Raw genomic sequence first — 25,729 nt, forward strand, 5'->3', positions numbered from 1 at the left:
TGGGCTTATGGATTCCGGGCCTGCGCCTGACGGCGCATCCCGGAATGACGGGAATCATGAAACCCCAATCCGCTTGATTTCCCAATGTAGCTCAATTCCGGAGTTTGCCTTCACCCGTTCGCGCACGGTCTCGCCCAACGACTCGATGTCGTGCGCGGTGGCATCGCCCGTGTTGATCAGGAAATTGCAGTGCATCTCCGAGACCTGCGCGCCGCCGACGCGCAGGCCACGGCAGCCGGCGGCGTCCACCAGCTTCCAGGCGGAATGGCCGGGCGGGTTCTTGAAGGTCGAGCCGCCGGTCTTTTCGCGGATCGGCTGCGCGGTCTCGCGGTGGGTCTGCACCTCCGCCATGCGCGCGCGGATCGCATCAGTGTCCCTGATCTCGCCGCGGAAACGTGCGGAGGTGAAGATAATGGAGGGGGCGACGCCGCTGTTGCGGTAGACGAATTTCATGTCGGCATTCGAGAACACGTGCTTGCTGCCGTCCCTCGCAACGCCGGTCGCCTCGATCAATACGTCCTTGGTCTCGCCGCCATTGGCGCCCGCATTCATGCGCAGCGCACCGCCGATGGTGCCGGGAATGCCGAAATAGAATTCTAGCCCGCCGATATTGGCGGAGGCCGCCACTTCCGCCACGCGCTTGTCGAGCGCGGCAGTTCCAGCGGTGACGACATCGCCGCTCGCGCTCGCCTCGCCAAAGGCGCGCGGCGCCAGCCGAATCACAACACCCGCGATGCCACCGTCACGCACGATCAGGTTGGAGCCGACGCCGACGACATAGACGGGAATGTCGGGCGCGAGATGCGCGAGGAAGTAAGCGAGATCGTCCTCATCCGCCGGCGTGAACAGCACCTGCGCGGGACCACCGACGCGAAACCAGGTGAGTTCGGCCAGCGACTGGTTGGCCAGCATCCGGCCGCGCAGCTCCGGCATCGCGGCTTTGAGATCGGGTGTGATGTCGGGGAAGGTCATGCGGAGATGCTCGCTTCGCGTGAGGGACGCACGCTGCCTCTGTTCCCTCCCCCCTTGCGGGGGAGGGTCAGGGAGTGCCGTGTGCCTGTCGGTGAGACTCTCATGAGAGCGCCTACCCCAGCGCCTTCAATTCGCCGGGCAAGGCATACGCCCATTGCGTGATGTTGCCCGCACCAAGACACACGACGAGATCGCCCGACTTCGCCAGGCCCTTGACGATCCCTGCAAGCTCCGGCGCTGCCGGCAGCGGGATCACCTCGCGGTGGCCATGGGCGCGCAGGCCGGCGACGAAATGATCGCGGTCGATGCCGTCGATCGGCGTCTCGCCGGCGGCATAGACATCGGCGACAACAACCGCATCCGCATCGTTGAAGCAGGTGCAGAATTCCTCGAACAGCGATTGCAGGCGGGTGTAGCGATGCGGCTGCACCACGGCGACGATCTTGCCGTTGGTGGATTCCCGCGCCGCCTTCAGCACTGCCGCGATCTCGACGGGGTGATGACCGTAATCGTCGATCACCGTGACGCCGTTCCACTCGCCGGTCTTGGTGAAGCGGCGCTTGACGCCGCCGAAGCCTGCGATCGCCTTGCGGATCGCCTCGTCAGACACGCCGAGTTCGCGCGCGACCGCAATCGCGGCCGTCGCGTTCGAGGCGTTGTGGCGTCCCGGCATCGGCAACATGAGATCGGCGATCTCGTGCACGGCGCCGGTCTTGCGATCGCGGAACGCGACCTTGAACTTGGAGCCACCGCCCATCGGAGTGAGATCGACGAGCCGCACATCGGCCTGCGGATTCTCGCCATAGGTGATGATGCGGCGATCCTCGATCTTGCCGACGAGGCTCTGCACGACGGGATGGTCGATGCACATCACGGCGAAGCCATAGAACGGCAGGTTCTCGACGAAATGCCGGAACGCGTCCTGCACCGCCTCGAAGGTCTTGAAGTGATCGAGATGCTCGGGGTCGACATTGGTGACGATCGCGACATCGGTCGGCAGCTTCAGGAACGTGCCGTCACTCTCGTCCGCTTCGACCACCATCCAGTCGCCGGCGCCAAGGCGCGCATTCGAGCCATAGGCATTGATGATGCCGCCATTGATGACGGTGGGATCGAGGCCGCCGGCATCGAGCAGCGTTGCGACCATCGTGGTCGTCGTGGTCTTGCCGTGGGTGCCGGCGATGGCGACGCAGCTCTTCAGCCGCATCAGCTCGGCCAGCATCTCGGCGCGGCGCACCACGGGAATGCGGCGTTCGCGCGCCACCATCAGTTCCGGATTGTCGCGCTTGATCGCGGTAGACACGACGACGACCGCAGCGCCGTCGACATTCTCGGCCTTGTGGCCGACCGAAACCTTCGCGCCCGCCTTGCGCAGACGGTCGAGATTGTAATTGTCGGAGGCGTCCGAGCCCTGCACGACATAGCCGAGATTGACCAGCACCTCGGCGATGCCGCTCATGCCGATCCCGCCGATCCCGACGAAGTGGATGGGTCCGATCTCGCGCGGCAGTCTCATGCTCTGTTCCCTGACCTCGCCGCCGGAAAGGCGGCATCTGGCGAAGGTCACGGCCAAATCAGCCGCGCGCCTTTCCTACTGGATGCCCCGCTTTGGAAGGCCAAGACAAGGGCTTTTTCGCGTCAGATTCCCGCGACTTTGACCACCAGATCGGCCAATCGTTCGGCCGCATCGAGCCGCCCCGCCCCCTTCGCGGCTGCGGCCATCGATGCGAGGCGCGCGGGCTCGGCGGCGAAGGCGGAGATCTCGGCGGCGAGCCGGTCGGAGGTGAACTCGGTCTGCGGGATACGGATCGCGCCGTCGACCTTGGCCAGCACGCCGGCATTGGCGAACTGGTCCTGGTCGATCGCACCCGGCAGCGGCACCAGGATCGAGGGCCGCCCGATCGCGGCGAGCTCGGCCACGGTGCCGGCGCCGGAGCGCGACACCACCAGATGGTTGGAGGCGAGCCGCGCCGGCAGGTCGGTGAAGAACGGCCCGAGCTCGGCATTGATCTTGAGCTTGTCGTAGACCGCGCGCACGCGCGCCATGTCCTCATCGCGGACCTGCTGGGTCAGGACGAGCCGGCTCCACAGTGCGGGCTCGAGCCGCTCGATCGCACCGGGGACGATGTCGGCCATGATACGCGCGCCCTGGCTGCCGCCGACGACGAGCAGGCGCAGCGGTCCGTTCGCTTCAGGCGCGGCATAGGGCACGGCGGCCGCGGCGAGGATCGCCGGACGCATCGGCGTGCCCACGGTCGTGGTCTTGCCTGCCAGCGCCGGGTCGCGGTCGAGCACGCCCGGCAAGGACGTCGCGATGGCGCGGACGCGGGTCGACAGAAACCGGTTGGCGCGACCGAGCACCGCGTTGGCGTCGTGGATGATGCCAGGGACGCCGGCAAATTTTGCAGCAACCAGCGGCGGCAGCGTCGGATAGCCGCCGAAGCCGACGACGGCGACGGGCTTCAATCGCTTGATCAGGCTATAGGCGGACAGTGTGCCGGCGGCGAGCGTGAGGCCGGCATAGGCGAGCTGCAACGGATTGCGGCCACGCGCGGTCTCGCTCGAGACGACGTCGATCATGTCCTTGCTGAACAGCCCGCTATAGCGCAGCGCCCGCTCGTCCGTGACGAGGCGGACGCGAAAGCCGCGCCGGATCAGCTCGACACCGAGCGCCTCGGCCGGAAACAAATGGCCGCCGGTGCCGCCCGCGGCGAGAAGAATCAGGGGGGAAGTGTCCATGGTGAGGGAGTTTTACAGGCTATCTCCCGTCATTGCGAGCGAAGCGAAGCAATCCAGACTGTGACCGCGGAGACACTCTGGATTGCTTCGTCGCTTCGCGCCTCGCAATGACGCTTAGGCGTAGCTGCGCATCGCCTCGGCGTGGCCGCTCGCCTCGACTTCGGTGCGCGGCCGCAGCCGGGTCAGCGCCAGCATCATGCCGACACCATAGGCCAGCGACACGATCGAGGAGCCACCATAGGAGATGAACGGCAGCGTCATGCCCTTGGCAGGGATGAGCTGGAGGTTGACCGACATGTTGATCGCGGCCTGCACGCCGAACAGGATCGCAAGCCCAGATGCGGCAAAGCGCGAGAACATGTCCTCATTGGCGTAGGCGCGCGACAGCGTGCGGATCACGACGAAAGCGAACAGCGCCAGCATCGCAAGGCACAGGATGATGCCGAACTCCTCGGCGGCAACCGCGAACACGAAGTCGGTGTGACTGTCCGGCAGGCTGCGCTTGGCGATGCCCTCGCCGGGCCCGAGCCCGAACCATCCGCCGTTGTAGAAGGCTTCCATGGCGGTATCGACCTGGAAGGTGTCGCCGGAAGCCGGATTCATGAAACGCTTGATACGGCCGGCGACGTGCGGAACGAACAGATAGGCGCTGAACAGACCGGCGGCGGCGGCGCCCGCCAGGCCGAACACCCAGATCATGCGCATGCCCGCGATGAAGAACAGCGAGCCCCACACCATCAGGATCAGCATGGTCTGACCGAAATCGGGCTCCATCACCAGCAGCGAGACCAGCATCAAGAGCAGCACCAGCGCCATCGAGGTCGCCGGCATCTCGGGCCGCCTGGTCGATTCCGCGAACAGCCAGGCGGCGATGACGACGAACGACGGCTTTGCGATTTCGGAGGCCTGGATGTTGACGCCGAGCAGCGTGATCCAGCGCCGCGAGCCCTTCACTTCGGGGCCGATCGCGAGCGTCAGCACGATCAGGATGATGCTGGCCGCGAAGATGATCAGGGCCGAACGGCGGATCGCGCGCGGCGACAGGAAGGACACCCCGAGCAGCACCAGGCAGGACGGCGCCAGGAACATCACGTGGCGGCTGAAGAAATGGAAGGGATCGAGCCCGATGCGGGTCGCAACCGGCGGGCTCGCCGCCAGCGACAGGATCACGCCGGTGAGCATCAGCGCCAGGATGGCGCCCATCAGCGGCTTGTCGACGGTCCACCACCACTCGGAAAAGGGGGTGCGTTCTTCACGGGAGAGCATGGGCGGCCGCTTTCGGACAGAGGTCGCTCCATTGGTCGCCGAGGTTGGTTACCGGGGGGTTAAGGAGATCGATAACTTTGGAGAGAGCGCACAACGCGTCCACAAATGGTGGCAATGCCCCGGCTTGCCGTCTTCGCTAAAGCTTCGCCGGCCGAGCGCCCTTGTGGGCCCGGCGTAGCCTAGCGGAGCCGGGACCGGGGCATCCAGACGCCGCAGCGTCTCCGTATCTCAGCACCGCCTCTGGATACAGGGTCGCCCGCTCACGCCGGGCGACGACAGCGGAGATTGGAGAAGCAGCGCCCCTCACACCACCGGTTTCACACCCGGCAGTGCCTGCACCAGTTCGCGGAACTTGGTGCCGCGGATCTCGAAGTTGCGGTACTGGTCGAAGGACGCGCAGGCGGGTGACAGCAGCACCACCGCATCCGTGAGACCGGATGCCTCGGCGTCGCGCGCGGCGTGCTCGACGGCGACGTCCAGGGTCTGGCTGATCTCGTGCGCCACTTGCGTGCCCAGCGTTCCCGAAAACTCCTGCGCGGCCTCGCCGATCAGATAGGCCTTGCGGATGCGCGGGAAGTAGCCGGTGAGGCCAGTGATGCCGCCCGCCTTCGGCTTGCCGCCAGCGATCCAGAAGATTTCCGAAAAGGACGACAGCGCATGCGCCGTCGCATCCGCATTGGTGCCTTTGGAGTCGTTGACGAACAGCACGTTGCCGCGGCGGCCGACCTGCTCCATGCGATGCGCGAGGCCCGGAAAGCTGCGCAGGCCGTTCTGCAGCACATCGAGGCTGATGCCCATCGCGAGCGCGGCAGCGGCGGCGCAGGCCGCGTTCTGCGCGTTGTGCTGGCCGCGGAGCGAGCCGATGCCACCGAGCTTTGCGATCTCGCTCCTCGCGCCGCCCGCGGTGCGCACGATCGTGCCGTGCTCGACATGGATGCCGGAGGCCAGCGGGTTCTTGACGGAGATCCGCACCACGTTCTTGCCGGCGCGGTCAAGCCGGTCGGCGATGTCGCGGCAGAAGCCATCGTCGACGCCGACGATCGAGGTGCCGCCCACCTGCACGCTGGCGACGAGACGCTCCTTCACCGCAGCGTAATGCGCGAGGGTGCCGTGACGGTCGATATGGTCCTCGCTTACATTGAGCAAAATGCCGACGGAGGGATCGAGCGAAGGCGTGAGGTCGATCTGGTAGGACGACATCTCGATGACGTGGACGCGGCCCGTTCGCGGCGGCTCCAGCGACAGGATCGCGGTGCCGATATTGCCGCCCATCTGGGTGTCGTAGCCGGCGACCTTTGTCAGATGCGCAATCAGCGCCGTCGTGGTCGACTTGCCGTTGGTGCCGGTGATCGCGACAAACGGCGCGTTGGGCGCGTGTCGGCGACGCTCGCGGCAGAACAGCTCGATATCGCCGATCACCTCGCAGCCGGCCTCGCGCGCCTTCAGCACGCTCCAGTGCGGCACGGGATGGGTGAGCGGCACGCCCGGCGCGAGCACCAGCGCCGCGAAATTCGCCCAGCTGACATTGCGCAAATCGGCCGTGATGAAACCGGCCTGTGCCGCCTTGGCGACGTTCTCGGCATTGTCGTCGGCGGCGATCACCTCGGCGCCACCCGCTTTCAACGCGTGACAGGACGCAAGCCCCGAGCCGCCGAGGCCGAACACCGCGACCGTCTTGCCGGCAAAGGATGTGACCGGGATCATAATGATTTCATCTCCGTCGTTCCGGGGCTCGCGGAGCGAGAACCCGGAACCTCGAGATTCCGGATCGCCGCTTCGCGTCGTCCGGAATGACGATCCTGGGCAGGCACCACAGTCACCGCAGCTTCAGCGTCGACAGGCCGGCAAGTGCCAGCATCACCGAGATGATCCAGAAGCGGATCACGATCTGCGGCTCGGTCCAACCGAGCTGCTCGAAATGGTGATGGATCGGCGCCATGCGGAAGATGCGCTTGCCCGTCATCTTGAACGACACCACCTGCACGATGACAGAGACCGCCTCCAGCACGAACAGGCCGCCGATCACCGCGAGCACGATCTCGTGCTTCACCGCGACCGCGATTGCGCCGAGCATGCCGCCGAGCGCGAGCGAGCCGGTGTCGCCCATGAAGATCGAGGCCGGCGGCGCGTTGAACCAGAGGAACCCGAGACCGGCGCCCAGCAGCGCGCCGCAGAGCACAGCGAGCTCGCCGGTGCCGGCGACATATTTGATCTGCAGGTAGTCGGCGAACACCGCGTTGCCGGCGAGATAGGCGATCATCGCAAAGCTCGCAGTCGCGATCATCACGGGAACGATGGCAAGGCCGTCGAGACCGTCGGTGAGGTTCACCGCATTACCGGCGCCGACGATGACGAAAGCGCCGAACACGACGAAGAACCAGCCGAAATGCAGCACCGTGTCCTTGAGGAAGGGAATCGTCAGCGCGGTCGACGCGGGATCGCGGTTCAATCGCACCAGCGCATAGCAGGCGACCAGCGCGATGGCGGCCTCGATCAGCAGGCGCAGCTTGCTGCCGAAGCCCGTCGTGGTCTGCTTGGTCACCTTGAGGTAATCGTCATAGAAGCCGACGAAGCCGAAACCGAGCGTCACTGCCAGCACGATCCAGACATAGGGATTGAGCGGATTGGCCCACAGCACGGTGCCGACCGTGAGGCCAGACAGGATCATCAGCCCGCCCATGGTGGGCGTGCCTTTCTTGGCGAGATGCGATTGCGGGCCGTCGGTCCGGATCGGCTGGCCCTTGCCCTGACGGATGCGCAGATGGTCGATGATCCAGGGCCCGAACAGGAACACGAACAGCGCGCCGGTGACGACGGCGCCGCCGGTGCGGAAGGTGATGTAGCGGAAGACGTTCAGGAAGGTGCGAACGGCACCGAAGCCGGGAAATGTGTTGGAGAGCTCGATCAGCCAGTAAAACATTCAGACGGTCCTATGGCGCCTTTGCACGCGGCCCTGGTGTTGGCCTTGACTTGCCTCACGCGCATTCACGGGTCTTCTTCATGGGGTCGGGCGACCTCTGGGAAAACGGACGGCTTCGCGCCGCAAAGGGTGGGATTCGGGAACTGCGCCTTCCAAGCAGTTTACGCCTTTGCCTGCAAGGCGGCCACTAGGCCCGGCACAAACTTGTTGACCCAGAACATCTTCTTGCTGCCCTTGACAACCACGACATCGCCTGCCCTCAGCAGATTTGCGACCTCGCCCGGCTTCAGCGTGGCGGGGTCGTCGTGCCAGCCCAGGCCCTTGCCCGCAGGCAACACGTCGTAAAGATGGCGCATCAGGGGACCGACGCAGTAGACGCCGTCGATGCCGTCGAGATGCTTGGCGAGGGCCGTGTGGTAGCTCGGTGCGTCATCACCCAGTTCCAGCATGTCGCCGAGCACCGCAATGCGGCGGCCGCCGGTCACGTTGCGCGCCTGGAGGCTTTGCAGTGCGGCAGCCACGCTGGCCGGATTGCCGTTGAAGCTGTCGTCGATCACGGTGACGCCGCCGATCGCCTGCTCGACGCCGCGGCCGGTCATGATGCCGACCCGGTCGAGCTTGATCGCGAGCGTCGCCGCATCGAGGTTCGCGGCGCGGATCGAGGCGAGCGCCGCGAGCGCGTTCTGCACGCGGTGCGGCGCGCCCGGCGTCAGGCTGAAGGCGATCTCCTTCTTGCCGAGCGCCGCCACGACCTGCCAGCTCTCGCCATGCGGCGCGTGCGCGACCTCGTGCACCTCGGCTTTCTCGCCGAACCGTACCACCTTGCCCTTCCAGTCCGGCGCCTTGATCCCGGCGGGCAGAACCAGCACGCCATCCTCGGGCAGGCCGAGCGCGATCGACACCTTCTCGCGCCTGATGGCTTCGAGCGAGCCGAGCTTTTCCAGATGCACGGGCTGGACGTTGACGACGAGCGCGACGGTCGGCCGCGTCAGCTCGCTGAGCCGCGCGATCTCACCTCGCTGGTTCATGCCCATCTCGACGACCCACAGGCTGGCATCGGGCTTGGCGTTGCACAGCGTCAGCGGCACGCCCCAGAAATTGTTGAAGCTCGACGGGCTGGCATAGGCGCCGGGGTAGGCCGCGAGGAATTCCTTGGTGCTGGTCTTGCCCGCGCTGCCGGTGAGCCCGATCACCGGTCCGTTGAAACGGGCGCGTGCGGCACGTGCGAGGCCCCAGAGCCCGTCGATCAGCGTGTCCTTGACGACGATCTGGGGAATGCGGATGCCGGTGATCTCGTGCGGCACGATCATCGCCACCGCGCCCGACGCTTCCGCCTTGTCGGCGAACTCCCAGCCGTCACGCGCGCTGGCGAAGGCCGAGATGAAGCCGCCGCTCGGCGTGCCGCTGAGGGCGACGAACAGGCTGCCCGGCTTCACCAGGCGGCTGTCCTGGGTGACGAAGTCGATCGGCGTGTCCGGAAATGATCCCGCAGCGCCCAGCAAACGCGCCACTTCGGCAACCGTCCATATTGGCGCGCTCATGCATCCCTCGACGCTAATGCGGCGGCGACCGCCTCGTGATCACTGAAGGGCAGCACCTCGCCGCCGACGATCTGCCCGGTCTCGTGGCCCTTGCCGGCGACGAGCAGCGCATCGCCTTCTTCCAACTCCTCGATCGCGGTGCGGATCGCCGCGGCGCGGTCGCCGATCTCGCGGGCACCTTTTGCAGTCGCGAGGATTTCGGCGCGAATGGCTTCCGGCCTCTCGCTGCGCGGATTGTCGTCGGTGATGATGACGCGGTCGGCGTTCTCGGCCGCGATCTCGCCCATGATCGGGCGCTTGCCGACATCGCGGTCGCCGCCGGCACCGAACACGACGACCAGTCTGCGCCTGGCGTAGGGACGCAGCGCCTGCAGCGCCTTCGCCAGCGCATCGGGCTTGTGCGCGTAATCCACGAAGATCGGCGCGCCATTGCGCTCGCCGACGCGTTCGAGGCGTCCCTTGGCACCTTCGAGATGTTCGAGGCTCGCGAACACGTTGGCGGCGTCGCTGCCGGTGCCGATCGCAAGTCCGGCCGACACCAGCGCGTTCTCGATCTGGAATTCGCCGACCAGCGGCAACCGGATCGCATAGCGCTTGCCACGATGCTCGATCGCGAGCACTTGCGAAAAACCTTCGACCTCGACGCCGGCGAGACGAATGCCCTCGCCTGCCCCGTCACCGTTGCGGCCGACCGCCATCACGCGCAGGCCGTGCGACCTGGCCGCATTGATTGCCTCCGCCGAGCAATCATGGTCGGCGGAGATCACCGCCGCGCCATCCGCCGGGACCAGCTCGCGGAACAGCCGGAGTTTTGCCGCGAGATAATGCGCGACGGTTGGATGGTAATCCATGTGGTCGCGCGAGAGATTGGTGAAGCCGCCGGCGGAGACACGGACGCCGTCGAGGCGGTACTGGTCGAGCCCGTGCGAGGACGCCTCGAAGGCGAGATGCGTCACGCCTTCGCGCGCGATCTCATCGAGCTGCCGGTGCAGCGCGATCGGATCCGGCGTCGTCAGCGAACCGTAGACGGTGCGCTTGGGCGAGACGAGACCGATGGTGCCGATGCTGGCGGAGGCATGCCCCAGCCGCTCCCAGATCTGGCGCGTGAACGCGGCGACCGAGGTCTTACCGCTGGTGCCGGTCACCGCCGCAATGGTCGCGGGCTGTGCGGGGAAGAATTTGGCCGCGGCCAGCGCCAGCGCGCGGCGCGGATTGGCCACCGTGATGAACGGCACCTTGCTGGCCGCTGGTGCATGGTCGCCGACGATCGCCACCGCGCCTGCTGCAATCGCGGCATCGATGAAGCGCGCGCCGTCGGTTTTGCTGCCGGCGAGCGCGAAGAAGAGATCGCCGGACCTGACCACACGGCTGTCGAGCGCAACGCCGGTCACATCGAGCGCCGCGACAGCGGGCTCGATTGCGGCATCATTGCCTGGAACGTCCTGACCTAAGAGGTCGCGCAGCTTCATGGTCTTCCAGTCGACATGCCGTGCCGGAAAGCCGAATCTTCGGAAAAGCCCCGACTCAGCAGCGGCGACGGCCTCCCCCGTTGATTACTGGGTTGTCCTGGATGCTGCAAGAATAAGGCGGTCGGACGGCGGCAGGTCAAACCGTGGCTCGACACCCAGAAGCGGCGCGATCCGCTCGATCACCTTGCCGCCGGTCGGCACCGTGTTCCAGCCCGAGGTGATGAAACCCTTCGTTTCGGGAATCGCCTGCGGCTCGTCCAGCATGATCAGGATCTGATACTTCGGATCGTCGCAGGGCATGATCGCGGTGAACGAGTTGAGCACGCGCTTCTTGGCATAGCGGCCGTTGATGACCTTCTCGGACGTGCCGGTCTTGCCGCCGACATAGTAGCCCTTGACGTCAGCGGTCTTGGCGGTTCCGATTTCGGCGTTGAGCCGCATCAGGAACCGCATCTTGTCGCTGGTCTCCGGCTTGATGACGCGCTTGGCCATCGCCGCCGCTTCGGACTCGCTGCGCTTCATGAAGGTCGGCGGAATCAAATAGCCGCCGTTCACCAGTGCGTTGATGCCCATCACCGCTTGCAGCGGCGCCACCGACATGCCCTGGCCGAACGCGATGGTGACCGTATTCAGCTCGCCCCAGCGGCGCGGCACCAGCGGAGCCGCGCTCTCCGGTAGCTCCGTGCGCAGCCGCGTCAGCTGGCCCATCTTGGCGAGGAACGCCTTGTGCGCCTCGACGCCCTGGCCGAGCGCGATCCGCGCAGCGCCGATGTTGGACGAGTAGGTGAACACTTCCTTGGTGTTGATGAAACGCCCGAGCGGATGGCTGTCGTGGATGGTGAACTTGCCGTAGTGCAGGTTGCCGCGTGCATCCCACGACGAGTTCAAATTGATCTTTCCGGAATCGAGCGCCATTGCCAGCGTGAACGCCTTGAAGGTCGAGCCCATCTCGTAGACGCCCGTGGTCAGGCGGTTGATGCGGTCGGGGTCGTGCGCTTCCTTCGGATTGTTCGGGTCGAAGTCCGGAAGCGAGACCATCGCCACGATCTCGCCGGTCTTGACATTCGAGACGATGCCGGACGCGGCCTTGGTGTGGTACTTCTCCTTGGCCTTCAAGAGCTCGTCGCGCAGCGCGTGCTCGACGCGCAGATCGATCGAGAGCTCGATCGGCTTCTGCAGCCGGTCGGTGGCAAAGCCCGCGCGGTGGAGATCGGCAAGCCCTTGATTGTCGAGCCACTTCTCCATGCCGGCGATGCCCTGGTTGTCGATATTGACGAGACCGATGAGGTGGGCGACCTCGTTGCCGGTCGGATAGACGCGCTTGTTCTCGCGCAGGAAACCGATGCCGGGAATGCCGAGCTTGTGGATGTCCTGCTGCTGCTTCGCCGTGACCTCGCGCTTGAGCCAGACGAAACCTTTTCGCCCCGACAGGCGCTCGCGCACCTCGGCCTCGTCGAGGTCGGGCACGGTGGCGGTGAGAAGCTCGATCGCCTCGTCCTTGTCGATGATGCGGCGCGGCTCGCCGAACAGGCTCGCCGCCTTGACGTCGGTCGCGAGGATCGCGCCGTTGCGGTCGACGATGTCGGGCCGCGCGGTCGCGACCACCTCTTGCGCGGCAGCACGGCGCGCGCTGTGGGCGTCGGCACCGATCGCGAACATCACGAGCCGGCCGCCGATCAGGACGTAGACCGAGGTAAAGGCGAGCATCGCGAGGCCAACGCGCGCGCGCGCCTTCGCGGCGCGGTCAACGTTGCGCCCGTAGAGCAGGCTGCGGATCAGCCGCTGCCGCCAGGGCTCGGTCGGCTTTTGAGTTGGCTTGGCCGGGGTCACAGCGCTCATTGCTTGTCCTCGGGCTGAGGCACGGAGCCCGTCACCGTATCCGGATCGCTCGCGGCTTCGATAGTGTTGAGCATGGCCCCGATCGGATCCGGCTCGCCCGGCCTGAACATCCGCGGCGGACGCTCCGGCAGGTTCTTCAGCGAGTCATATTGCGTGCCGTTAACCGGCTTGAGCGGCAGATGCCGGTCGGACAGGCCCTGCAGACGCAAGGGCGCATCGAGCTTGGCCCATTCGGAGCGCAGCGCCGCGATCGCATCGCGCTGCTCGCGGATCTCCGCATGGAGCCGCAGCACCTTTTCGGTGCGCGCCGTGGAGTCCATCTTGATCCGGTAAACATAGGCCGCCGCGAAGATCAGCGCGCCGATGACGAGGAGGTGGATGAAGCGCATGCGCTAGCCACCCCTCATCACGTCGGCGAGCTTTGGCCAGGACGAGGTCTCGCCGGCGTCGTGCGCGGGCGCGGAGGTACGCTCGGCGGCACGCAGTTTTGCGGAACGCGCGCGCGGGTTATGGGCGACCTCCTCTTCGCCGGCGATCACCGGCCGGCGCGTCAGCAACTGGAAGCTCGGCGGGACTTGCGCCACTTCCGGCAGATGCCGCGAGCCACCGCCGGTCTTCGAACGCTCGGCGAGGAAGTTCTTGACGATGCGATCTTCCAGCGAATGGAACGAAACCACCACGAGGCGGCCGTCCGGCCTGAGCACGCGCTCGGCCGCAGCGAGCGCGGTCTGGAGCTCCTCGAGCTCTTCATTGACGAAGATGCGCAGGGCCTGGAACGTTCGCGTCGCCGGATGAATATCGCCGGGTTTTGAGCGCACGACCCGGCCGACGAGATCGGCGAGCGCGCGCGTTGTCGTGAACGGCGTCTCCTCCCGGTCGGCGACGATGGCGCGGGCGATGCGGCGCGACTGCCGCTCCTCACCAAAGAGATAGATGATGTCGGCGAGATCGCTCTCCGAGGCGCGCGCGACGATGTCGGCCGCCGTCGGCCCCGCCTGCCCCATCCGCATGTCGAGCGGACCGTCCAGACGGAAAGAGAAGCCGCGACCGGCCTGGTCGAGCTGCATCGAGGAGACCCCGACATCCATCACGACGCCGTCGACGGCATCGACGCCTTGCGCCGCACAGACCTCGGCGAGATTGGAGAAGCGGTCCTCGACCAGCGTCAGCCGGCCCGCGGAGCGTTCGACGAGCTCGGCCCCGCCGGCGATTGCCGTGCGGTCGCGATCGATCGCAATCAGGCGGGTTCCCGGCACGTCGAGAATGGCGCGGCTGTAGCCGCCGGCGCCGAAAGTGGCGTCGATATAGATCCCACCCGCGCGCGGTGCGAGATGATCGACCGCCTCACGGCCGAGAACGGGGATGTGCGGAACCGAACTCATGCGCCACACCCGCAGAGCGTCCATGCGAGATCTGGGACGAGCGAGTCCATAACGCCTCGAATAATTCCGCGTCGCGGCGGTTCCACGACCCAACCTTCGTCCAGCATGGTTACCGAGCCCGGTCATCCCGGGCCGCAAACCCAGAGGTCCCAGTGGAATTTGTCGGGCAGCCATGGGATTTCGAGCCAAAATACGCTTTGGCCGCCTCCGGACGCGGGTCGGCTCTTCAATCCTCAGTAACGGCCCTTAGCGTTAAGAAAGCGTTGATCGGCTCGTTACAAGTCGAAAAGGTGACGCGTCGGTGATGCTCCATACACACACATGCGCCAAAATGCATCCGTTAACCGCGCCGCGCGATTGCGTGCGGCGGAGGGTAAAGGAATAGTAAAGAGAAGGGCTTGGCCCACTCTTTGTCCGACTTGAGCTGTCTATGCCGTCCGGTCCTTCCACGCCGTCTGGATCTGATTCGAAGCGTCAACGCGTTCTCCCGGTTCCCAAGGCCGCTGCGAACACGCGGACGTTCGAGCCGGATTCCTCGATCGTCTCCGACATCATCCCTTCGCCCAACCATGGCGATCGCAACAAGGGACGGCAGCCGGATATGATCGTGCTGCACTACACCGGCATGCCCGACGTCGAAGGCGCGCTGGCGCGGCTGTGCACGGCGGGCACCGAAGTGTCGGCGCACTACGTCGTGCTGGAGGACGGCCGCATCGTGCAATGCGTGCCCGAGACCAAGCGCGCCTGGCACGCGGGCGTCTCGTCCTGGGCCGGCGAGGACGACATCAACTCCTGCTCGATCGGCATCGAGATCATCAATCGCGGCCATGACTGGGGTTATCCGGAATATCCGCTGCGCCAGATCGCCGCCGTGATCACGCTGTGCCGCGGCATCATGCTTCGCCGCAAGGTGGCCGCGCATCGGGTGCTCGGCCATTCCGACGTCGCGCCCGCGCGCAAGAAGGATCCCGGCGAGAAATTTCCGTGGCATTCGCTGGCCAATTCCGGCGTCGGACACTGGGTGACGCCCGCGCCGGTCGTGCGCGGCGAGAGCCTGATGCTCGGCGCCATCAGCGACGAGGTGCTGAGCCTGCAGCAGGCGCTCGCCCGATACGGCTACGGCGTGCCGCTGACCGGCAAATACGATGCCGCGACGATGGAAGTCGTGACCGCCTTCCAGCGCCATTTCCGCCCAGCGCGGCTGGATGGTGTCGCGGATCATTCGACACTGTCGACCTTGCAGGCGCTGCTGGCGAGCTTGCCGCCGGATGCGACGGTCGTCGCATCGAAGTGACGTTTTTGCGTTTGCTTCGATGAGGACACTTCCGCGGTTCGCCTGAATGTGATCGTACGACTGTCTCTCTCATCGCGAGCGGCAGGCTATTCTCTCACGATCGCGCGCGAGCTGGACGGACGATACCATGCCGATTGATCGCAAGCTGTTGATCGACCGCCTCGCGGCTTTTCCGCGCCTGGGCCTCGCCGACCTTCCCACGCCACTCGAGCCGATGAAGCGTCTGACGGCCCATCTCGGCGGGCCGCGACTGTGGATCAAGCGCGACGATGCGACCGGGCTCGGCTTCGGCGGCAACAAGCTGCGCAAGCTCGATTACGTCCTGCACGATGCCATCTCAAAAGGCGCCGACACCATCGTCTCGGGCGGCGTCGTGCAATCGAACAGCCAGCGGCAGGTCGCGGCGGTTGCCGCAAAGCTCGGGCTGGCCTGTCATCTTGCCGTCTATCACGGCCGGCTCGCGCCGCCGACGCCGGAATACGAGACCTCCGGCAACGCCTTTCTCAATCGGCTGTTCGGCGCTCACCTGCACGACGTTCCCTGGACCGGCGACCGCAATGCGGCCATCCGCAAGCTCGGCGACGATCTCCAGGCGTCGGGACGCAAGCCGTATTTCGTGCCCTACGGCGTTTCGAATCCGCTGGGCGCGGTCGCCTATGCCACCACGATCGCCGAAATCGAGCAGCAGGCGGCGCTGGCCGGCTTCAAGCCCGCCGCAATCGTCCATTGCACCGGAAGCGCCGGCACGCAGGCCGGTCTTGTCGTCGGCGCGACCATTGCAATGCCGGGCACGAAAATCGTCGGGATCGATATTGATGCCGAGCCAGTGCGGGTGCGCGCCGACGTGGTCGCCCTTGCACGGCAAGCGGCGGATCTGCTTGGCGCGGACTTCGACGAGGCCATGGTCGAAGTGGTCGCCGGTCATGCCGGCCCCGCCTACGGCGTGCCGCACCAAGCCACGATCGAAGCGATCAAGCTTGCGGGACGATCGGAGGCCCTCGTGCTCGACCCGGTTTATTCGGGAAAAGGGCTCGCCGGACTGATCACGATGATCCGCCAGGGGCGCTGGCGCAACGACGAGGACGTCATCTTCCTGCACACGGGCGGCGCGCCCGCCCTCTTCGCCTACCAGAGTGCGCTCGGTATCTAACCAAGCTCCCGCATCCGCCGCGCATAGAGCCGCCGCAACGGCTCAAGCTGCGTCGCCTCCGTCGCTGCGCGATATGCCTCGCGCGCCTCGTCCTTGCGGCCGAGCCGTCGCAGCAGATCGGCACGCACCGCCGGCAACAGCTCATAGCCATGAAGCCCGCCGCGCGCGGCGGTCGCATCGACGAGATCGAGCGCGCGCCCCGGACCGTCGACCATCGACACCGCCGCGGCGTGGTTGAGCTCGATCACCGGAGACGGACTGATGCGCAGCAGCACCTCATAGAGTCCAGCGATCTGCGGCCAGTCGGTCTGCTCAAAACTCGGCGCACGTGCATGCAGCGCGGCGATCGCGGCCTGCACCGCATAAGCTTGCGGCGGGCCGGGCACGCGCAGCGCATCGTCCACCAGCCGCAGGCCGGCCCCGATCTGCGCGCGATCCCAGAGCGAGCGGTCCTGCTCTTCCAGCAACACGATGTCGCCGGCCGGCGTCTCGCGCCCGGCGCGGCGCGCATCATGAAGCAGCATCAGGGCCAGGAGGCCCTTGATGCTGCTTCGATCAGGCATCAGCCGGTCGAGCAGGCGGCCGAGCCGGATGGCCTCCGCGGCGAGATCGGGCCGCATCAAATCCGCACCCTCGGTTGCGACATAGCCTTCGGTGAAGACCAGATAGATCACCGCGAGCACGCCATCGAGCCGCGGCGCCATCGCGGCGCGCTCGGGCACTTCATAAGGAATGCCGGCGAGCCTAATCTTCTGCTTGGCGCGGACGAGGCGCTGCGCCATCGCCTCCTCGCTGACGAGAAAGGCGCGCGCGACCTGCGCGGCCGAGAGCCCGCAGACGGTGCGCAGCGTCAACGCGACCTGAACCTCCGGTGCGAACGCCGGATGGCAGCAGGTGAAGATCAGCCGCAGTATGTCGTCGTCGAGCACCGCCTTTGGCTCGTCGGGCGCCTGCGCGTTCAGCTCGAGCTCATGCACGAGCGCCTGCTGCTTGCCGCGAAAGGCGATCTGGCGGCGGATCCGATCGATCGCCTTGTGCCTGGCGACATTGACCAGCCAGGCGCGCGGATTGTCGGGGACCTCGCACGCCGGCCAGCGCTCCAGTGCCACCGCAAAGGCATCCTGGAGCGCGTCCTCGGCGAGATCGAAATCACCGACGAGGCGGATCAGCGTGGCCAGCGCCCGCCCCGCCTCGTCGCGGAAGATCGCCGCGATGTCGGCCGAAGAGATCACTTGTTGTAGATCATGACCGGCCGGATCTCGATCGAGCCGTCCTTCGCCCCGGGAATGCCCGCGGCGAGCGTGATCGCTGCGTCGATATCCTTGGCTTCGACCAGATAATAGCCGCCGAGCTGCTCACGCGTTTCTGCGAACGGGCCATCGGTCGTGAGAGTCTTCCCGTCGCGCACGCGCACGGTCGTCGCCGTGCTCGTCGGCTGAAGACCGTCGCCGGCCTTGAAATGCCCACTCTGGACGATGGACTGCGTATAGGTGCCGTACTCCGCCGACATCTTCTGGCGGGCCTCGGGGCTCATCTTGCTCAGTTCCGCTTCGTTCCGGTAGATCAGCAGCAGGTACTGCATCGCTTAACTCCTGTTGTCCGGCTGGATTGCCGACATCCAGTCGAACGGCGCACGCTCCCAACGACATCTTCAGGATAAATTATTTGGCCAGAGCTTGCCCGTCGATATCGGCTTGACGGAACCGTCACAAATGCTCCATGCGTACCCCGTCAGTCGGCCGGACGGCCGCTCCGGCAGGTGCCGAAAGGCCGCCGGGGAGGAAAGTCCGGGCTCCCTTGACATACGGTGCCGGATAACGTCCGGCGGGGGCAACCCCAGGGAAAGTGCCACAGAGAACGAACCGCCCGCCTTCGCCCTTTGGGCTTCGGCGAGGCAGGCCCGCCGGGCTTGCCACGTCGTAGCAGCGCAAGCTGCGTAGACGGGTAAGGGTGAAAAGGTGCGGTAAGAGCGCACCGCGGCTCCGGCAACGGAGCCGGCATGGTAAACCCCACCGGGAGCAAAACCGAATAGGGACGGCGTAGCGGGCTGTTCGCGCAAGCGATAACGCCGCGGGGCGATGTCAGGCCCGCCGTCCGGGTAGGTTGCTCGAGGCCATGTGCAAATATGGTCCCAGAGGAATGGCCGTCACGTATCGTTCGCGCAAGCGGACGGTGCCTTACAGAACCCGGCTTACAGGCCGGCTGATATTCTAAAGCGTTTTCGAGCGAAGTGGTCTTCCGGTTCGTGTAGAGAAAACGCGTCTTGCTAAGAAAGTGACGAGGGGTTCGGTGCTAGCGCATCGGACCCCTCACCATTTTGAGGCACCAGCGCGCAGCCATTCAAATGGTGTCATTCCGGGGCGCGACGAAGTCGCGAACCCGGAATCCATTCATCCACCGACTCTGCCGCCTGATGGATTCCGGGCTCTCGCTTCGCGAGCCCCGGAATGACGGCTGTGGGTCAGGCCACAATCTTCTCCAACACCGCCATCAAAGCCTCGGGCGCCGTCACGTTCGGCGCATGACTCGCATCGAGCTCGAAATAGCGCCAGCCCTCCTCGCTCTTCGTGCGCTTCGCGAACTGCCCGAACACATCGCCCGGCGGAATGCGCTTGCAATAGATGTAGCTGCGCGGCATCGCCGGCTCGCCCTGTTCGAGCTTGAGCCTCGTCTCGAAACATTTGATCGGCATGTTGATGCGGCGCGCATTGAGCCAGTCGAGATCGGCCTGCGGCGTATCCGGCGGCGGCGGATTCGGCGGGATGCGGTAGCCGTCGCCCGCGGCAGCCGCCTTGCGCATCGGCTCGCGGCCGCCTTCATTGAGATCGAACAGCGACTGGCCGTCACGCGGCACGAAGGCGTCGAGATAGATCAGTTGCGTGACGCGCTCGCGCGCGCGATCGGCGACACCGGTCGCGACCATGCCGCCATAGCTGTGGCCGAGCAGCACGATATCGTTGAGGTCCTCGAACTTGATGACGTTGAGGATGTCCCGGATATGCGTCTCGAGATCGATCGCGGAACTGGCGAGATGCGCGCGCTCGCCGAGCCCGGTGTAGGTCGGCGCCACCAGGCGGTGACCGGCCTGCGCCATCAGCGGATGCATCTTCTTCCAGGCCCATCCGCCGGACCATGCGCCATGACAGAGCAGAAAAGTCCTCGCGCGTGCGGCCATCGGCGTTTCCATCGTTCTTGTTTGTACGATGGAGTGTAGCGGCCGCGCGCGCGATGTAAACGCTGCGGCCTCTCAGGCCGCGCGGGTGTTTGCCTTCACGAGGACGGGCGCGACGGCCTCACGCCGCAGCTTGCCCGCCTCAAAGCCATGCATGCCGATCTGCCATTGCAGGCCAACGATGGCGCCCTTGGTCGGCTGCAGCAGCGCGAGCGAAGCGAACAGCGTCACCGGCAGCCACACGGCCAGTTGCAGCCAGACCGCCGGCGCATAGGCCGTCTCGACCGCGAGGATCGCCGGCACCACGAGATGGCCAACCACGACCATCACCAGATAGGCCGGGAAGTCATCTGCGCGCTGGTGAAACAGCTCCTCGCCGCAATGGTCGCAGCTGTCGGCGACCTTCAGGAAACGGCCGAACATGTGTCCTTCGCCGCAGTTCGGGCACTTGCCCAAGAAGCCGCGCCACATCGCCTTCGTGAGAGAGACTGAACCGGTTGCCATGACAGCACCTCTTCCTTTTCGTTGATCCATACAATAATATCTTGCATCCATACATTCAAAGGATATGGGCCTAAATTGCATGGATTGGACCCCTACAATCTCGGAGCTGAGCGGGCCGCGCTACCAGCGCATCGTCGAGGCCATGGAGGCCGACATCGCCGCGGGCCGGCTGGTGCGCGGCCAGCAGCTGCCGACGCAGCGCGCGCTGGCCAAGGCCCTCGGCATCGACCTCACCACGGTGACACGTGCCTACACCGAGGCGCGGCGCCGCGGCATCATGGAAGCCCGTGTCGGACAAGGCTCATTTGTATCCGAGACCAGCGCGCGCCGCGCGGTCGACCTGCCGCATCCGGTCGCGATCGACCTCTCGATGAACGTGCCGCCACATCCGCTGGAAGCGCAGCTCGACGAGCGGATCATTGCCGGGATGGAAGCCATCCGCGCGCAATCGGGCCTGACGGCGCATCTCAACTATCAGCCGCCCGGCGGCAGCGCGCATGAGCGCGAGGTCGCGGCGCGCTGGATGCGTGCACGCGTTCCGCACGCGCACGCCGACAGGCTCGTGATCTTTCCCGGCACGCAGACGATCCTGTTCAACCTGCTCGCGCATCTCGCGCGGCCCGGCGACGTCGTGCTGACGGAAGCGCTCACCTTCCCCGGCATCAAGGCCGCCGCGGCGCGGCTCGGCGTCAAGCTCATCGGTGTCGCCATGGATGACGGCGGCATCCTGCCCGATGCGCTGGCGAAGGCCTGTCGCGCGCACGGGCCGAAGGCCGTCTATCTCATTCCGACGCTGCACAATCCGACCACCGCGACGCTTTCCGCCGAACGGCGCAGCGCCATCGCCAAGATCATCAGCGATGCCGATACGATTCTGATCGAGGACGATGCCTACGGGCTGCTCGACCGTTCGGCAGCGCCGATCGCAAACCTCATTCCGGAGCGGACCTATCTCGCGACCACGCTGTCGAAGTGCATCGCGCCGGCGCTGCGTGTCGCCTATCTCGTGACGCCCGACAACGCCGCGCAGCGGGACATGCGTGCCGGCTTGCAGGCCACCGTGCAGATGCCGGCGCCGCTGATGGTCGCGCTGGTGACGCATTGGATCGAGAACGGCATCGCCGATCGCATCATCACCGCCATCCGCAACGAGGCGATCGGCCGCCAGCAGCTTGCGCAGCGCGCGCTGAAAGGCATTCAGTTCCTGGCCAAGCCCGCCGCCCATCATCTCTGGCTGCGGCTGCCGGATGGCCGTCCTGATGTCGCGGCTCATCTCTTGCGGAATGGTCTCGCAGTCGTCGCCGGCGATGCCTTCACGGTGGACGGAACACCGCCGCATGCAGCACGCGTCTCGCTCGGCGCCGCGCGCAACAGGGCCGAATTGACCGAGGCGCTGCGCATCCTGGTCGGCGCGCTGCACAGGCCCGCCGACACCAGACAGATCGTCTAGATCAATTGTGGTGACGGCGATGACGCGGGCGGACGACCGGCGCAACAGGTGACGGATAGGCCTGCGATGCGAAGGCATCGCTCGGCACTCCCTGCAGCCCTTGCGCCGCTCTGCCCGCAGGCGTGAGCTGGCCACCGTTCAGCACGTCACGATCAGGGTGTGCGGCCTGATAGGCCGCGGGTTCGGAGAACTGCGCCTGCGCCATTGTCGGGATCAGGGCCGCCGCAGACAGCAGCGCGGCGGCAACGGCAATCTTCGTGCGGGTCATGGTCGTTCTCCGTCATCTCGTTCGGGGAAAATCCAATGAGCGCGCATCATGGCGTCGGGCAGGCCCCCGGATTGAAGTATGATCGTCATGTAGGCCTGCCATTGGCGAATGCCCGCGGTTGGGGATCACGCTTGCGTGCGGTTTTGGAATTGACCTGCACGGCCGCAGCCGTGCTATGCGGGCGGTGGCGATCAACAGTTCGGGATCGCCCATTGCGACAAGGACAATCTGTTGGAAACGCTCACTTATGCGCTGCTGCTGTTCGGCGCGCTGGCCGGCGGCTTCGTCTCGGGGCTGGCCGGCTTCGGGACCGCGCTGATGGCGCTCGGCATCTGGCTCTACGTCCTGCCGCCCTCGCTCGCGGTCCCCCTGGTGCTGATCTGCTCGGTGATCGCGCAGACCTCGACATTGCCGTCGATGTGGAAGAGTTTCGACCTGTCGCTGGTCTGGCCGTTCCTGATCGGGGGCCTGATCGGCGTGCCGCTCGGCACCATGCTGATCGCCTCCGCCGATCCAAAAGTGTTCAAGCTGAGCGTCGGCGTGCTGATCCTGATCTTTTCGACCGCTCTCTATCTCAACAAGAGGCCCCTCGCCGTGACGTTCGGTGGCCGCATTGCCGACGGCGCGATCGGCTTTGCCGGCGGCATTCTCGGCGGCCTCGCCGGATTGTCCGGGCCGCTGCCGATCCTCTGGGCCAATATCCGCGGCTGGAACAAGCACGAGCGGCGCGGCATTTTCCAGCTCTTCAATTTCACCGTGCTCGCGACCGCGCTGGTGTTGCAGACGGCATCAGGTCTCGTCGAATTCAAAGTGGTCTGGCTCGCGCTGGTGGCCTTTCCGGGCACGCTGATCGGCGCGTGGGCCGGCGCCCGCGTCTATCACGCGTTGAACGACAAGCATTTTGGCGACGTCGTGCTCGGCCTGTTGTTCCTGTCGGGCCTCACCCTCGTCTGGAACAGTATTGCCGCGCTCTAGCTCGATGCTCTCCTCGCGGCGAGCGCCATGCCGCCGGCGACGCCGACACCGAGCACGTAGATCCAGCCCGAGGTGAAATCGAACAGATGCGTGTTGAGCAGTGAGGACAGCATGTTCTGCACCACGACCAGCATGCCGATCCAGCAGGCCAGACCCTCGCCGCGAAACATCAAGAGGTGCGCGATCCATAGCGCGTAGAGGATCAGCACGCCGACGACGCCCCACTGCAAGGCATTGCTGAGGGTCTGATTATGCGGGTTGCTGACGATCTCGCCGCGCAGCGGGTCGTCGTGCGGATTGGCGGCCACGCCGGCGAACAGACCGCGGATCGAACCGGTGCCGTGCCCGATCAGCGGCGCGTCGGCGATGAACCCGAGGGACTTCCGCCAGTATTCGAGACGCGAGCCCATGCCGCTGATCGAATTGTTGTCGGCCTCCAGGCTCCTTTCATAGTCGCTCTGGAACTTGCCGACGGTCGCGCGCAGATGCGGCGAGACGGCCCAGAGCGCTACGGCGATCAACGCCGTCGCAGCGCCGGCGACGAGCGCCGCCCGCCAGCGCAGATGCAGCAGTGCAAACACCACGAGCAGGACCGGCAGCGTCACCAGCGCCGTGCGCGAGACCACGACGAACATCATGTTGGCGAGGAAGCCGAGCGCCAATACGGCGAACAACGCCGCGATCCGAACGCGGCCCTGCTGGACCAGCGTCACGATCGGGTACACCAGCGCGATCGCACAGAGCGCGAATTCCTGGCTTTGGTCGATATAGTTACGCACGGCAATCCCGCTCTCGACCTGGTAAGGCCCGCGCGACAGATAGAGCTTTAGCGAGAGCCTGGGATCGATCGCGACAGCGAAGGAATACAGCATGAGCACCGCGCAGGAGACCAGGAACGCCGCAAAAACCCATTTGCCGTAGGGCCAGCGCTCGAACTGGTAGATCAGCAGCGGGATCACCAGCAGTTTTGCCGGCGGCCCGAGCGCGTGCAGCCGCTCGGCCCAGGGCGCAACCGACCAGAGCGTGCCGACGAGCGCCAGCACGAACAGCGCGATCGGCAGCAGGCAGATCGGGCGCAGCAGCGAGCGCGGGAACTCGCGAAGGTCGATGAAAGCAAAGGCGATCAGCCAAGGCACGAGCGCAAAAGTCACGCCGGTGGTGCTCCAGGGCAGCAGCAACGCGACCAGCGCAACAAAGCGGGCCGGTGTGCGGTAGCGCGCCGCCCAGATCGCGGAGAGCCAGGACGCGCGTCCCTGCTCGTTCAACACCTCGGTCATTCCTGTTCCCAGTAGATTCGCAGCCCACCCACGGCGCGGCAAACTAGCCGGAGCCGTGGGTGGGCGACAAGCGCGCGTCCGTTCGATCTGCTACGCGGGCTCGCGCATGGGAGGCACAACCGGCTCGGGATTTGCCGGCTTCGCGATCTCCTCCTGTGCCGGCAGCGCAAGGCGCTTTCTGAACTCCCGGAGCAACAGCCACACGCTCAGGGCGGCCTGTAGCGGGGTCGTCGCGATCGACAAATACCAGACATGCTCCATCCGGAAGCCCGGCCACGTCGAGAGCCAGATCGACGGCAGGGAATAGGTGACGACCCGCATCGCCGACGTCCACAGCACCGGCTTGGTGTTGCCAAGCCCCTGAAACATGCTGGAGCAGGTAAAGATCAGCCCCTGCGCCACCATGTTGAGCGAGACGAGGTGCAGAAACAGCGACGCAACCGCCATCGTCTCCTGATCCCTGGAGAAGCCGGCAAGCAACAGACCGGGCGCGAACTGCGCGAGGATCATGAAGACAATCATCACGGCGGTCGCGATAAGCGACGCCTTGACAAAGGTCTCCCGCACACGTGCGCCATTGCCGGCGCCGAAATTCTGGCCGGCGATGGGCCCTGCAGCGAGGGCGATGGCGAGCGCCGGCATCTGGATCAGCCCGAGGAGACGCGTCCCGATACCAAACCCCGCCTGCGCCGCCGGGCCAAAAACGCTCAGCACGTAATAGCCCACGCCCATGATGATGAAGACCATCGCGAATTCCCCGCCCGCGGGCAGGCCGACATTGAGAATTCTCTTCCACTGCAGCAGCTGCGGCCGCCATTGCTCGGGGTGAAACGCGACGTAGCGCTCCAGCTTGAGGAAATAGCCGAGCAGCATCAGCACGCCGACGAAGACGGCGATCGAACTGGCAAGGCCGGCACCGGCGACACCTAGCGCATGTCCGGTGCCCCAGCCCGTGATCAGCACCGGCGCCAGCGCGATGTTGATGACCACGGCAAGCGCCTGCACCACCATGCTCGGTCGCACGATGCCGGTCGCCCGCAATGCGGACGCCATCACTTGCGTGGCGAATTGCAGCGCCAGCGCCGGCATGAACCAGAGCAGATAAACGGTACCGGCTTCGACCGTAGCTTCGTCGGCTGCAACCGCGCGCATGTAAGGGCGCGACAGCGCGAAGCCCGCGACCAATGTCAGGATCCCGAACAGCACCGACAGGACGACCGACTGGTTGAAGACCAGATTGGCGTCGCCGCGGTCCTTCCGCCCCACGGCGTGCGCCATCAGCGCAACCGTACCGACGCCGAGCACCTGCATCAGCGCATTGACCAGAAAGCCCGCATTGCCGGCCGCCGCGACGCCGGCGATCGCCGCCTCGCCCAGACCCGAGACGAAATACAGATCGACGAGCTGACAGATCATGATCGTGATCATTCCGACCACGATCGGAGGTGCCATGCTCAGGATATGGCTCACGATGGAGCCGCGCGTCAGGTCCTTCATTTCATTCCATCCTT

General features: G+C 65.8%; 22 protein-coding genes and 1 other RNA gene. 5 read left to right on the plus strand and 18 right to left on the minus strand.

Annotated elements, in window-relative coordinates; genetic code table 11:
• Positions 1-54 precede the first annotated feature (54 nt).
• From murB to rsmH, 11 genes are all read right to left on the minus strand, one after another.
• Positions 55-972 carry a UDP-N-acetylmuramate dehydrogenase gene (gene murB / locus AB7008_RS38405; RefSeq protein WP_441260473.1) on the minus strand — a complete coding sequence of 306 codons (918 nt, stop codon included), beginning with the start codon at positions 970-972 and terminating at the stop codon, positions 55-57.
• Positions 973-1,084: 112 nt separating this feature from the next.
• Entirely contained in the window at positions 1,085-2,488 is a 1,404-nt protein-coding gene (gene murC, locus AB7008_RS38410; protein WP_441260474.1) for a UDP-N-acetylmuramate--L-alanine ligase, read from the minus strand.
• 122 nt (positions 2,489-2,610) lie between these two features.
• Positions 2,611-3,711, minus strand: a complete 1,101-nt coding sequence (murG, locus tag AB7008_RS38415; RefSeq protein ID WP_441260475.1) for an undecaprenyldiphospho-muramoylpentapeptide beta-N-acetylglucosaminyltransferase — start codon at positions 3,709-3,711, stop codon at positions 2,611-2,613.
• Between the two features lie 114 nt (positions 3,712-3,825).
• Positions 3,826-4,977, minus strand: a complete 1,152-nt coding sequence (ftsW, locus tag AB7008_RS38420) for a putative lipid II flippase FtsW (protein ID WP_014492957.1) — start codon at positions 4,975-4,977, stop codon at positions 3,826-3,828.
• Positions 4,978-5,280: 303 nt separating this feature from the next.
• A complete protein-coding gene (gene murD / locus AB7008_RS38425) occupies positions 5,281-6,681 on the minus strand; it encodes a UDP-N-acetylmuramoyl-L-alanine--D-glutamate ligase (protein ID WP_441260476.1) in 1,401 nt (466 codons plus the stop codon).
• Between the two features lie 112 nt (positions 6,682-6,793).
• The gene (mraY, locus tag AB7008_RS38430) at positions 6,794-7,897 is read right to left on the minus strand and encodes a phospho-N-acetylmuramoyl-pentapeptide-transferase (RefSeq protein ID WP_028156369.1); all 1,104 of its coding nucleotides are present in this window, start codon (positions 7,895-7,897) and stop codon (positions 6,794-6,796) included.
• 161 nt (positions 7,898-8,058) lie between these two features.
• A complete protein-coding gene (locus AB7008_RS38435) occupies positions 8,059-9,438 on the minus strand; it encodes a UDP-N-acetylmuramoyl-tripeptide--D-alanyl-D-alanine ligase (RefSeq protein ID WP_441260477.1) in 1,380 nt (459 codons plus the stop codon).
• Entirely contained in the window at positions 9,435-10,907 is a 1,473-nt protein-coding gene (locus AB7008_RS38440; RefSeq protein ID WP_441260478.1) for a UDP-N-acetylmuramoyl-L-alanyl-D-glutamate--2,6-diaminopimelate ligase, read from the minus strand. The genes AB7008_RS38435 and AB7008_RS38440 overlap by 4 nt, the downstream gene beginning before the upstream one ends.
• Positions 10,908-10,991: 84 nt before the next feature.
• Positions 10,992-12,746 carry a peptidoglycan D,D-transpeptidase FtsI family protein gene (locus AB7008_RS38445; RefSeq protein WP_028156366.1) on the minus strand — a complete coding sequence of 585 codons (1,755 nt, stop codon included), beginning with the start codon at positions 12,744-12,746 and terminating at the stop codon, positions 10,992-10,994.
• On the minus strand, positions 12,743-13,135 hold the full coding sequence (gene ftsL / locus AB7008_RS38450) for a cell division protein FtsL (protein ID WP_014492951.1): 393 nt from the start codon (positions 13,133-13,135) through the stop codon (positions 12,743-12,745). Before ftsL ends, AB7008_RS38445 begins: the two co-directional genes overlap by 4 nt.
• A 3-nt stretch (positions 13,136-13,138) precedes the next feature.
• The gene (gene rsmH, locus AB7008_RS38455) at positions 13,139-14,128 is read right to left on the minus strand and encodes a 16S rRNA (cytosine(1402)-N(4))-methyltransferase RsmH (protein ID WP_441260479.1); all 990 of its coding nucleotides are present in this window, start codon (positions 14,126-14,128) and stop codon (positions 13,139-13,141) included.
• 430 nt (positions 14,129-14,558) lie between these two features.
• Between rsmH and AB7008_RS38460 the strand changes: the two genes are divergently transcribed.
• Positions 14,559-15,422 carry an N-acetylmuramoyl-L-alanine amidase gene (locus AB7008_RS38460; protein ID WP_441260480.1) on the plus strand — a complete coding sequence of 288 codons (864 nt, stop codon included), beginning with the start codon at positions 14,559-14,561 and terminating at the stop codon, positions 15,420-15,422.
• A gap of 127 nt (positions 15,423-15,549) precedes the next feature.
• The gene (locus AB7008_RS38465) at positions 15,550-16,572 is read left to right on the plus strand and encodes a D-cysteine desulfhydrase family protein (protein ID WP_248879443.1); all 1,023 of its coding nucleotides are present in this window, start codon (positions 15,550-15,552) and stop codon (positions 16,570-16,572) included.
• Here the strand turns inward: AB7008_RS38465 and AB7008_RS38470 are convergent.
• Together AB7008_RS38470 and AB7008_RS38475 are read right to left on the minus strand one after the other, a co-directional pair.
• On the minus strand, positions 16,569-17,804 hold the full coding sequence (locus AB7008_RS38470; protein ID WP_441260481.1) for an RNA polymerase sigma factor: 1,236 nt from the start codon (positions 17,802-17,804) through the stop codon (positions 16,569-16,571). The genes AB7008_RS38465 and AB7008_RS38470 overlap by 4 nt on opposite strands.
• Complete coding sequence (locus AB7008_RS38475; protein WP_441260482.1) at positions 17,801-18,154, minus strand: YciI family protein; 354 nt, start codon at positions 18,152-18,154, stop codon at positions 17,801-17,803. Before AB7008_RS38475 ends, AB7008_RS38470 begins: the two co-directional genes overlap by 4 nt.
• Positions 18,155-18,303: 149 nt before the next feature.
• Here AB7008_RS38475 and rnpB point away from each other — a divergent pair.
• An RNA gene (rnpB, locus tag AB7008_RS38480) (RNase P RNA component class A) lies at positions 18,304-18,782 on the plus strand.
• A gap of 251 nt (positions 18,783-19,033) precedes the next feature.
• Here rnpB and AB7008_RS38485 read toward each other — a convergent pair.
• Together AB7008_RS38485 and AB7008_RS38490 are read right to left on the minus strand one after the other, a co-directional pair.
• Complete coding sequence (locus AB7008_RS38485) at positions 19,034-19,747, minus strand: alpha/beta fold hydrolase (RefSeq protein WP_304491092.1); 714 nt, start codon at positions 19,745-19,747, stop codon at positions 19,034-19,036.
• A gap of 72 nt (positions 19,748-19,819) precedes the next feature.
• Positions 19,820-20,278: a DUF983 domain-containing protein gene (locus AB7008_RS38490; protein ID WP_080584009.1), complete on the minus strand. Its 459-nt coding sequence runs from the start codon at positions 20,276-20,278 to the stop codon at positions 19,820-19,822.
• 49 nt (positions 20,279-20,327) lie between these two features.
• Between AB7008_RS38490 and AB7008_RS38495 the strand changes: the two genes are divergently transcribed.
• On the plus strand, positions 20,328-21,698 hold the full coding sequence (locus tag AB7008_RS38495) for a PLP-dependent aminotransferase family protein (protein WP_441260483.1): 1,371 nt from the start codon (positions 20,328-20,330) through the stop codon (positions 21,696-21,698).
• 1 nt (position 21,699) lies between these two features.
• Here AB7008_RS38495 and AB7008_RS38500 read toward each other — a convergent pair whose 3' ends face one another.
• Positions 21,700-21,966 carry a hypothetical protein gene (locus AB7008_RS38500; protein WP_441260484.1) on the minus strand — a complete coding sequence of 89 codons (267 nt, stop codon included), beginning with the start codon at positions 21,964-21,966 and terminating at the stop codon, positions 21,700-21,702.
• A gap of 231 nt (positions 21,967-22,197) precedes the next feature.
• On the opposite strand from AB7008_RS38500, the gene AB7008_RS38505 reads away from it, so the two are divergent.
• Positions 22,198-22,941, plus strand: a complete 744-nt coding sequence (locus tag AB7008_RS38505; RefSeq protein ID WP_071910378.1) for a sulfite exporter TauE/SafE family protein — start codon at positions 22,198-22,200, stop codon at positions 22,939-22,941.
• Here AB7008_RS38505 and AB7008_RS38510 read toward each other — a convergent pair.
• Positions 22,938-24,218, minus strand: coding sequence for an O-antigen ligase family protein (locus AB7008_RS38510; RefSeq protein ID WP_441260485.1), 1,281 nt, complete (start codon positions 24,216-24,218; stop codon positions 22,938-22,940). The two genes, AB7008_RS38505 and AB7008_RS38510, sit on opposite strands and share 4 nt — an antisense overlap.
• A gap of 90 nt (positions 24,219-24,308) precedes the next feature.
• Positions 24,309-25,715 carry an MATE family efflux transporter gene (locus AB7008_RS38515; RefSeq protein WP_441260486.1) on the minus strand — a complete coding sequence of 469 codons (1,407 nt, stop codon included), beginning with the start codon at positions 25,713-25,715 and terminating at the stop codon, positions 24,309-24,311.
• Between the last annotated feature and the right edge of the window lie 14 nt (positions 25,716-25,729).

The organism is Bradyrhizobium sp. 521_C7_N1_3 (genome assembly GCF_052075975.1).
Taxonomy (GTDB): Bacteria; Pseudomonadota; Alphaproteobacteria; order Rhizobiales; family Xanthobacteraceae; genus Bradyrhizobium; species Bradyrhizobium japonicum.

Coding starts and splice junctions, on each gene's coding strand:
- AB7008_RS38510 (WP_441260485.1), bottom strand. CDS start 24,218: ATGACCGAGGTGTTGAACGAGCAGGGACGCGCGTCCTGGCTCTCCGCG.
- AB7008_RS38500 (WP_441260484.1), bottom strand. CDS start 21,966: ATGACCCGCACGAAGATTGCCGTTGCCGCCGCGCTGCTGTCTGCGGCG.
- AB7008_RS38515 (WP_441260486.1), bottom strand. CDS start 25,715: ATGAAGGACCTGACGCGCGGCTCCATCGTGAGCCATATCCTGAGCATG.
- AB7008_RS38475 (WP_441260482.1), bottom strand. CDS start 18,154: ATGCAGTACCTGCTGCTGATCTACCGGAACGAAGCGGAACTGAGCAAG.
- ftsW (WP_014492957.1), bottom strand. CDS start 4,977: ATGCTCTCCCGTGAAGAACGCACCCCCTTTTCCGAGTGGTGGTGGACC.
- murG (WP_441260475.1), bottom strand. CDS start 3,711: ATGGACACTTCCCCCCTGATTCTTCTCGCCGCGGGCGGCACCGGCGGC.
- AB7008_RS38440 (WP_441260478.1), bottom strand. CDS start 10,907: ATGAAGCTGCGCGACCTCTTAGGTCAGGACGTTCCAGGCAATGATGCC.
- AB7008_RS38465 (WP_248879443.1), top strand. CDS start 15,550: ATGCCGATTGATCGCAAGCTGTTGATCGACCGCCTCGCGGCTTTTCCG.
- ftsL (WP_014492951.1), bottom strand. CDS start 13,135: ATGCGCTTCATCCACCTCCTCGTCATCGGCGCGCTGATCTTCGCGGCG.
- AB7008_RS38495 (WP_441260483.1), top strand. CDS start 20,328: ATGGATTGGACCCCTACAATCTCGGAGCTGAGCGGGCCGCGCTACCAG.
- AB7008_RS38490 (WP_080584009.1), bottom strand. CDS start 20,278: ATGGATCAACGAAAAGGAAGAGGTGCTGTCATGGCAACCGGTTCAGTC.
- AB7008_RS38445 (WP_028156366.1), bottom strand. CDS start 12,746: ATGAGCGCTGTGACCCCGGCCAAGCCAACTCAAAAGCCGACCGAGCCC.
- rsmH (WP_441260479.1), bottom strand. CDS start 14,128: ATGAGTTCGGTTCCGCACATCCCCGTTCTCGGCCGTGAGGCGGTCGAT.
- murB (WP_441260473.1), bottom strand. CDS start 972: ATGACCTTCCCCGACATCACACCCGATCTCAAAGCCGCGATGCCGGAG.
- AB7008_RS38435 (WP_441260477.1), bottom strand. CDS start 9,438: ATGAGCGCGCCAATATGGACGGTTGCCGAAGTGGCGCGTTTGCTGGGC.
- AB7008_RS38460 (WP_441260480.1), top strand. CDS start 14,559: ATGCCGTCCGGTCCTTCCACGCCGTCTGGATCTGATTCGAAGCGTCAA.
- murC (WP_441260474.1), bottom strand. CDS start 2,488: ATGAGACTGCCGCGCGAGATCGGACCCATCCACTTCGTCGGGATCGGC.
- mraY (WP_028156369.1), bottom strand. CDS start 7,897: ATGTTTTACTGGCTGATCGAGCTCTCCAACACATTTCCCGGCTTCGGT.
- AB7008_RS38485 (WP_304491092.1), bottom strand. CDS start 19,747: ATGGCCGCACGCGCGAGGACTTTTCTGCTCTGTCATGGCGCATGGTCC.
- murD (WP_441260476.1), bottom strand. CDS start 6,681: ATGATCCCGGTCACATCCTTTGCCGGCAAGACGGTCGCGGTGTTCGGC.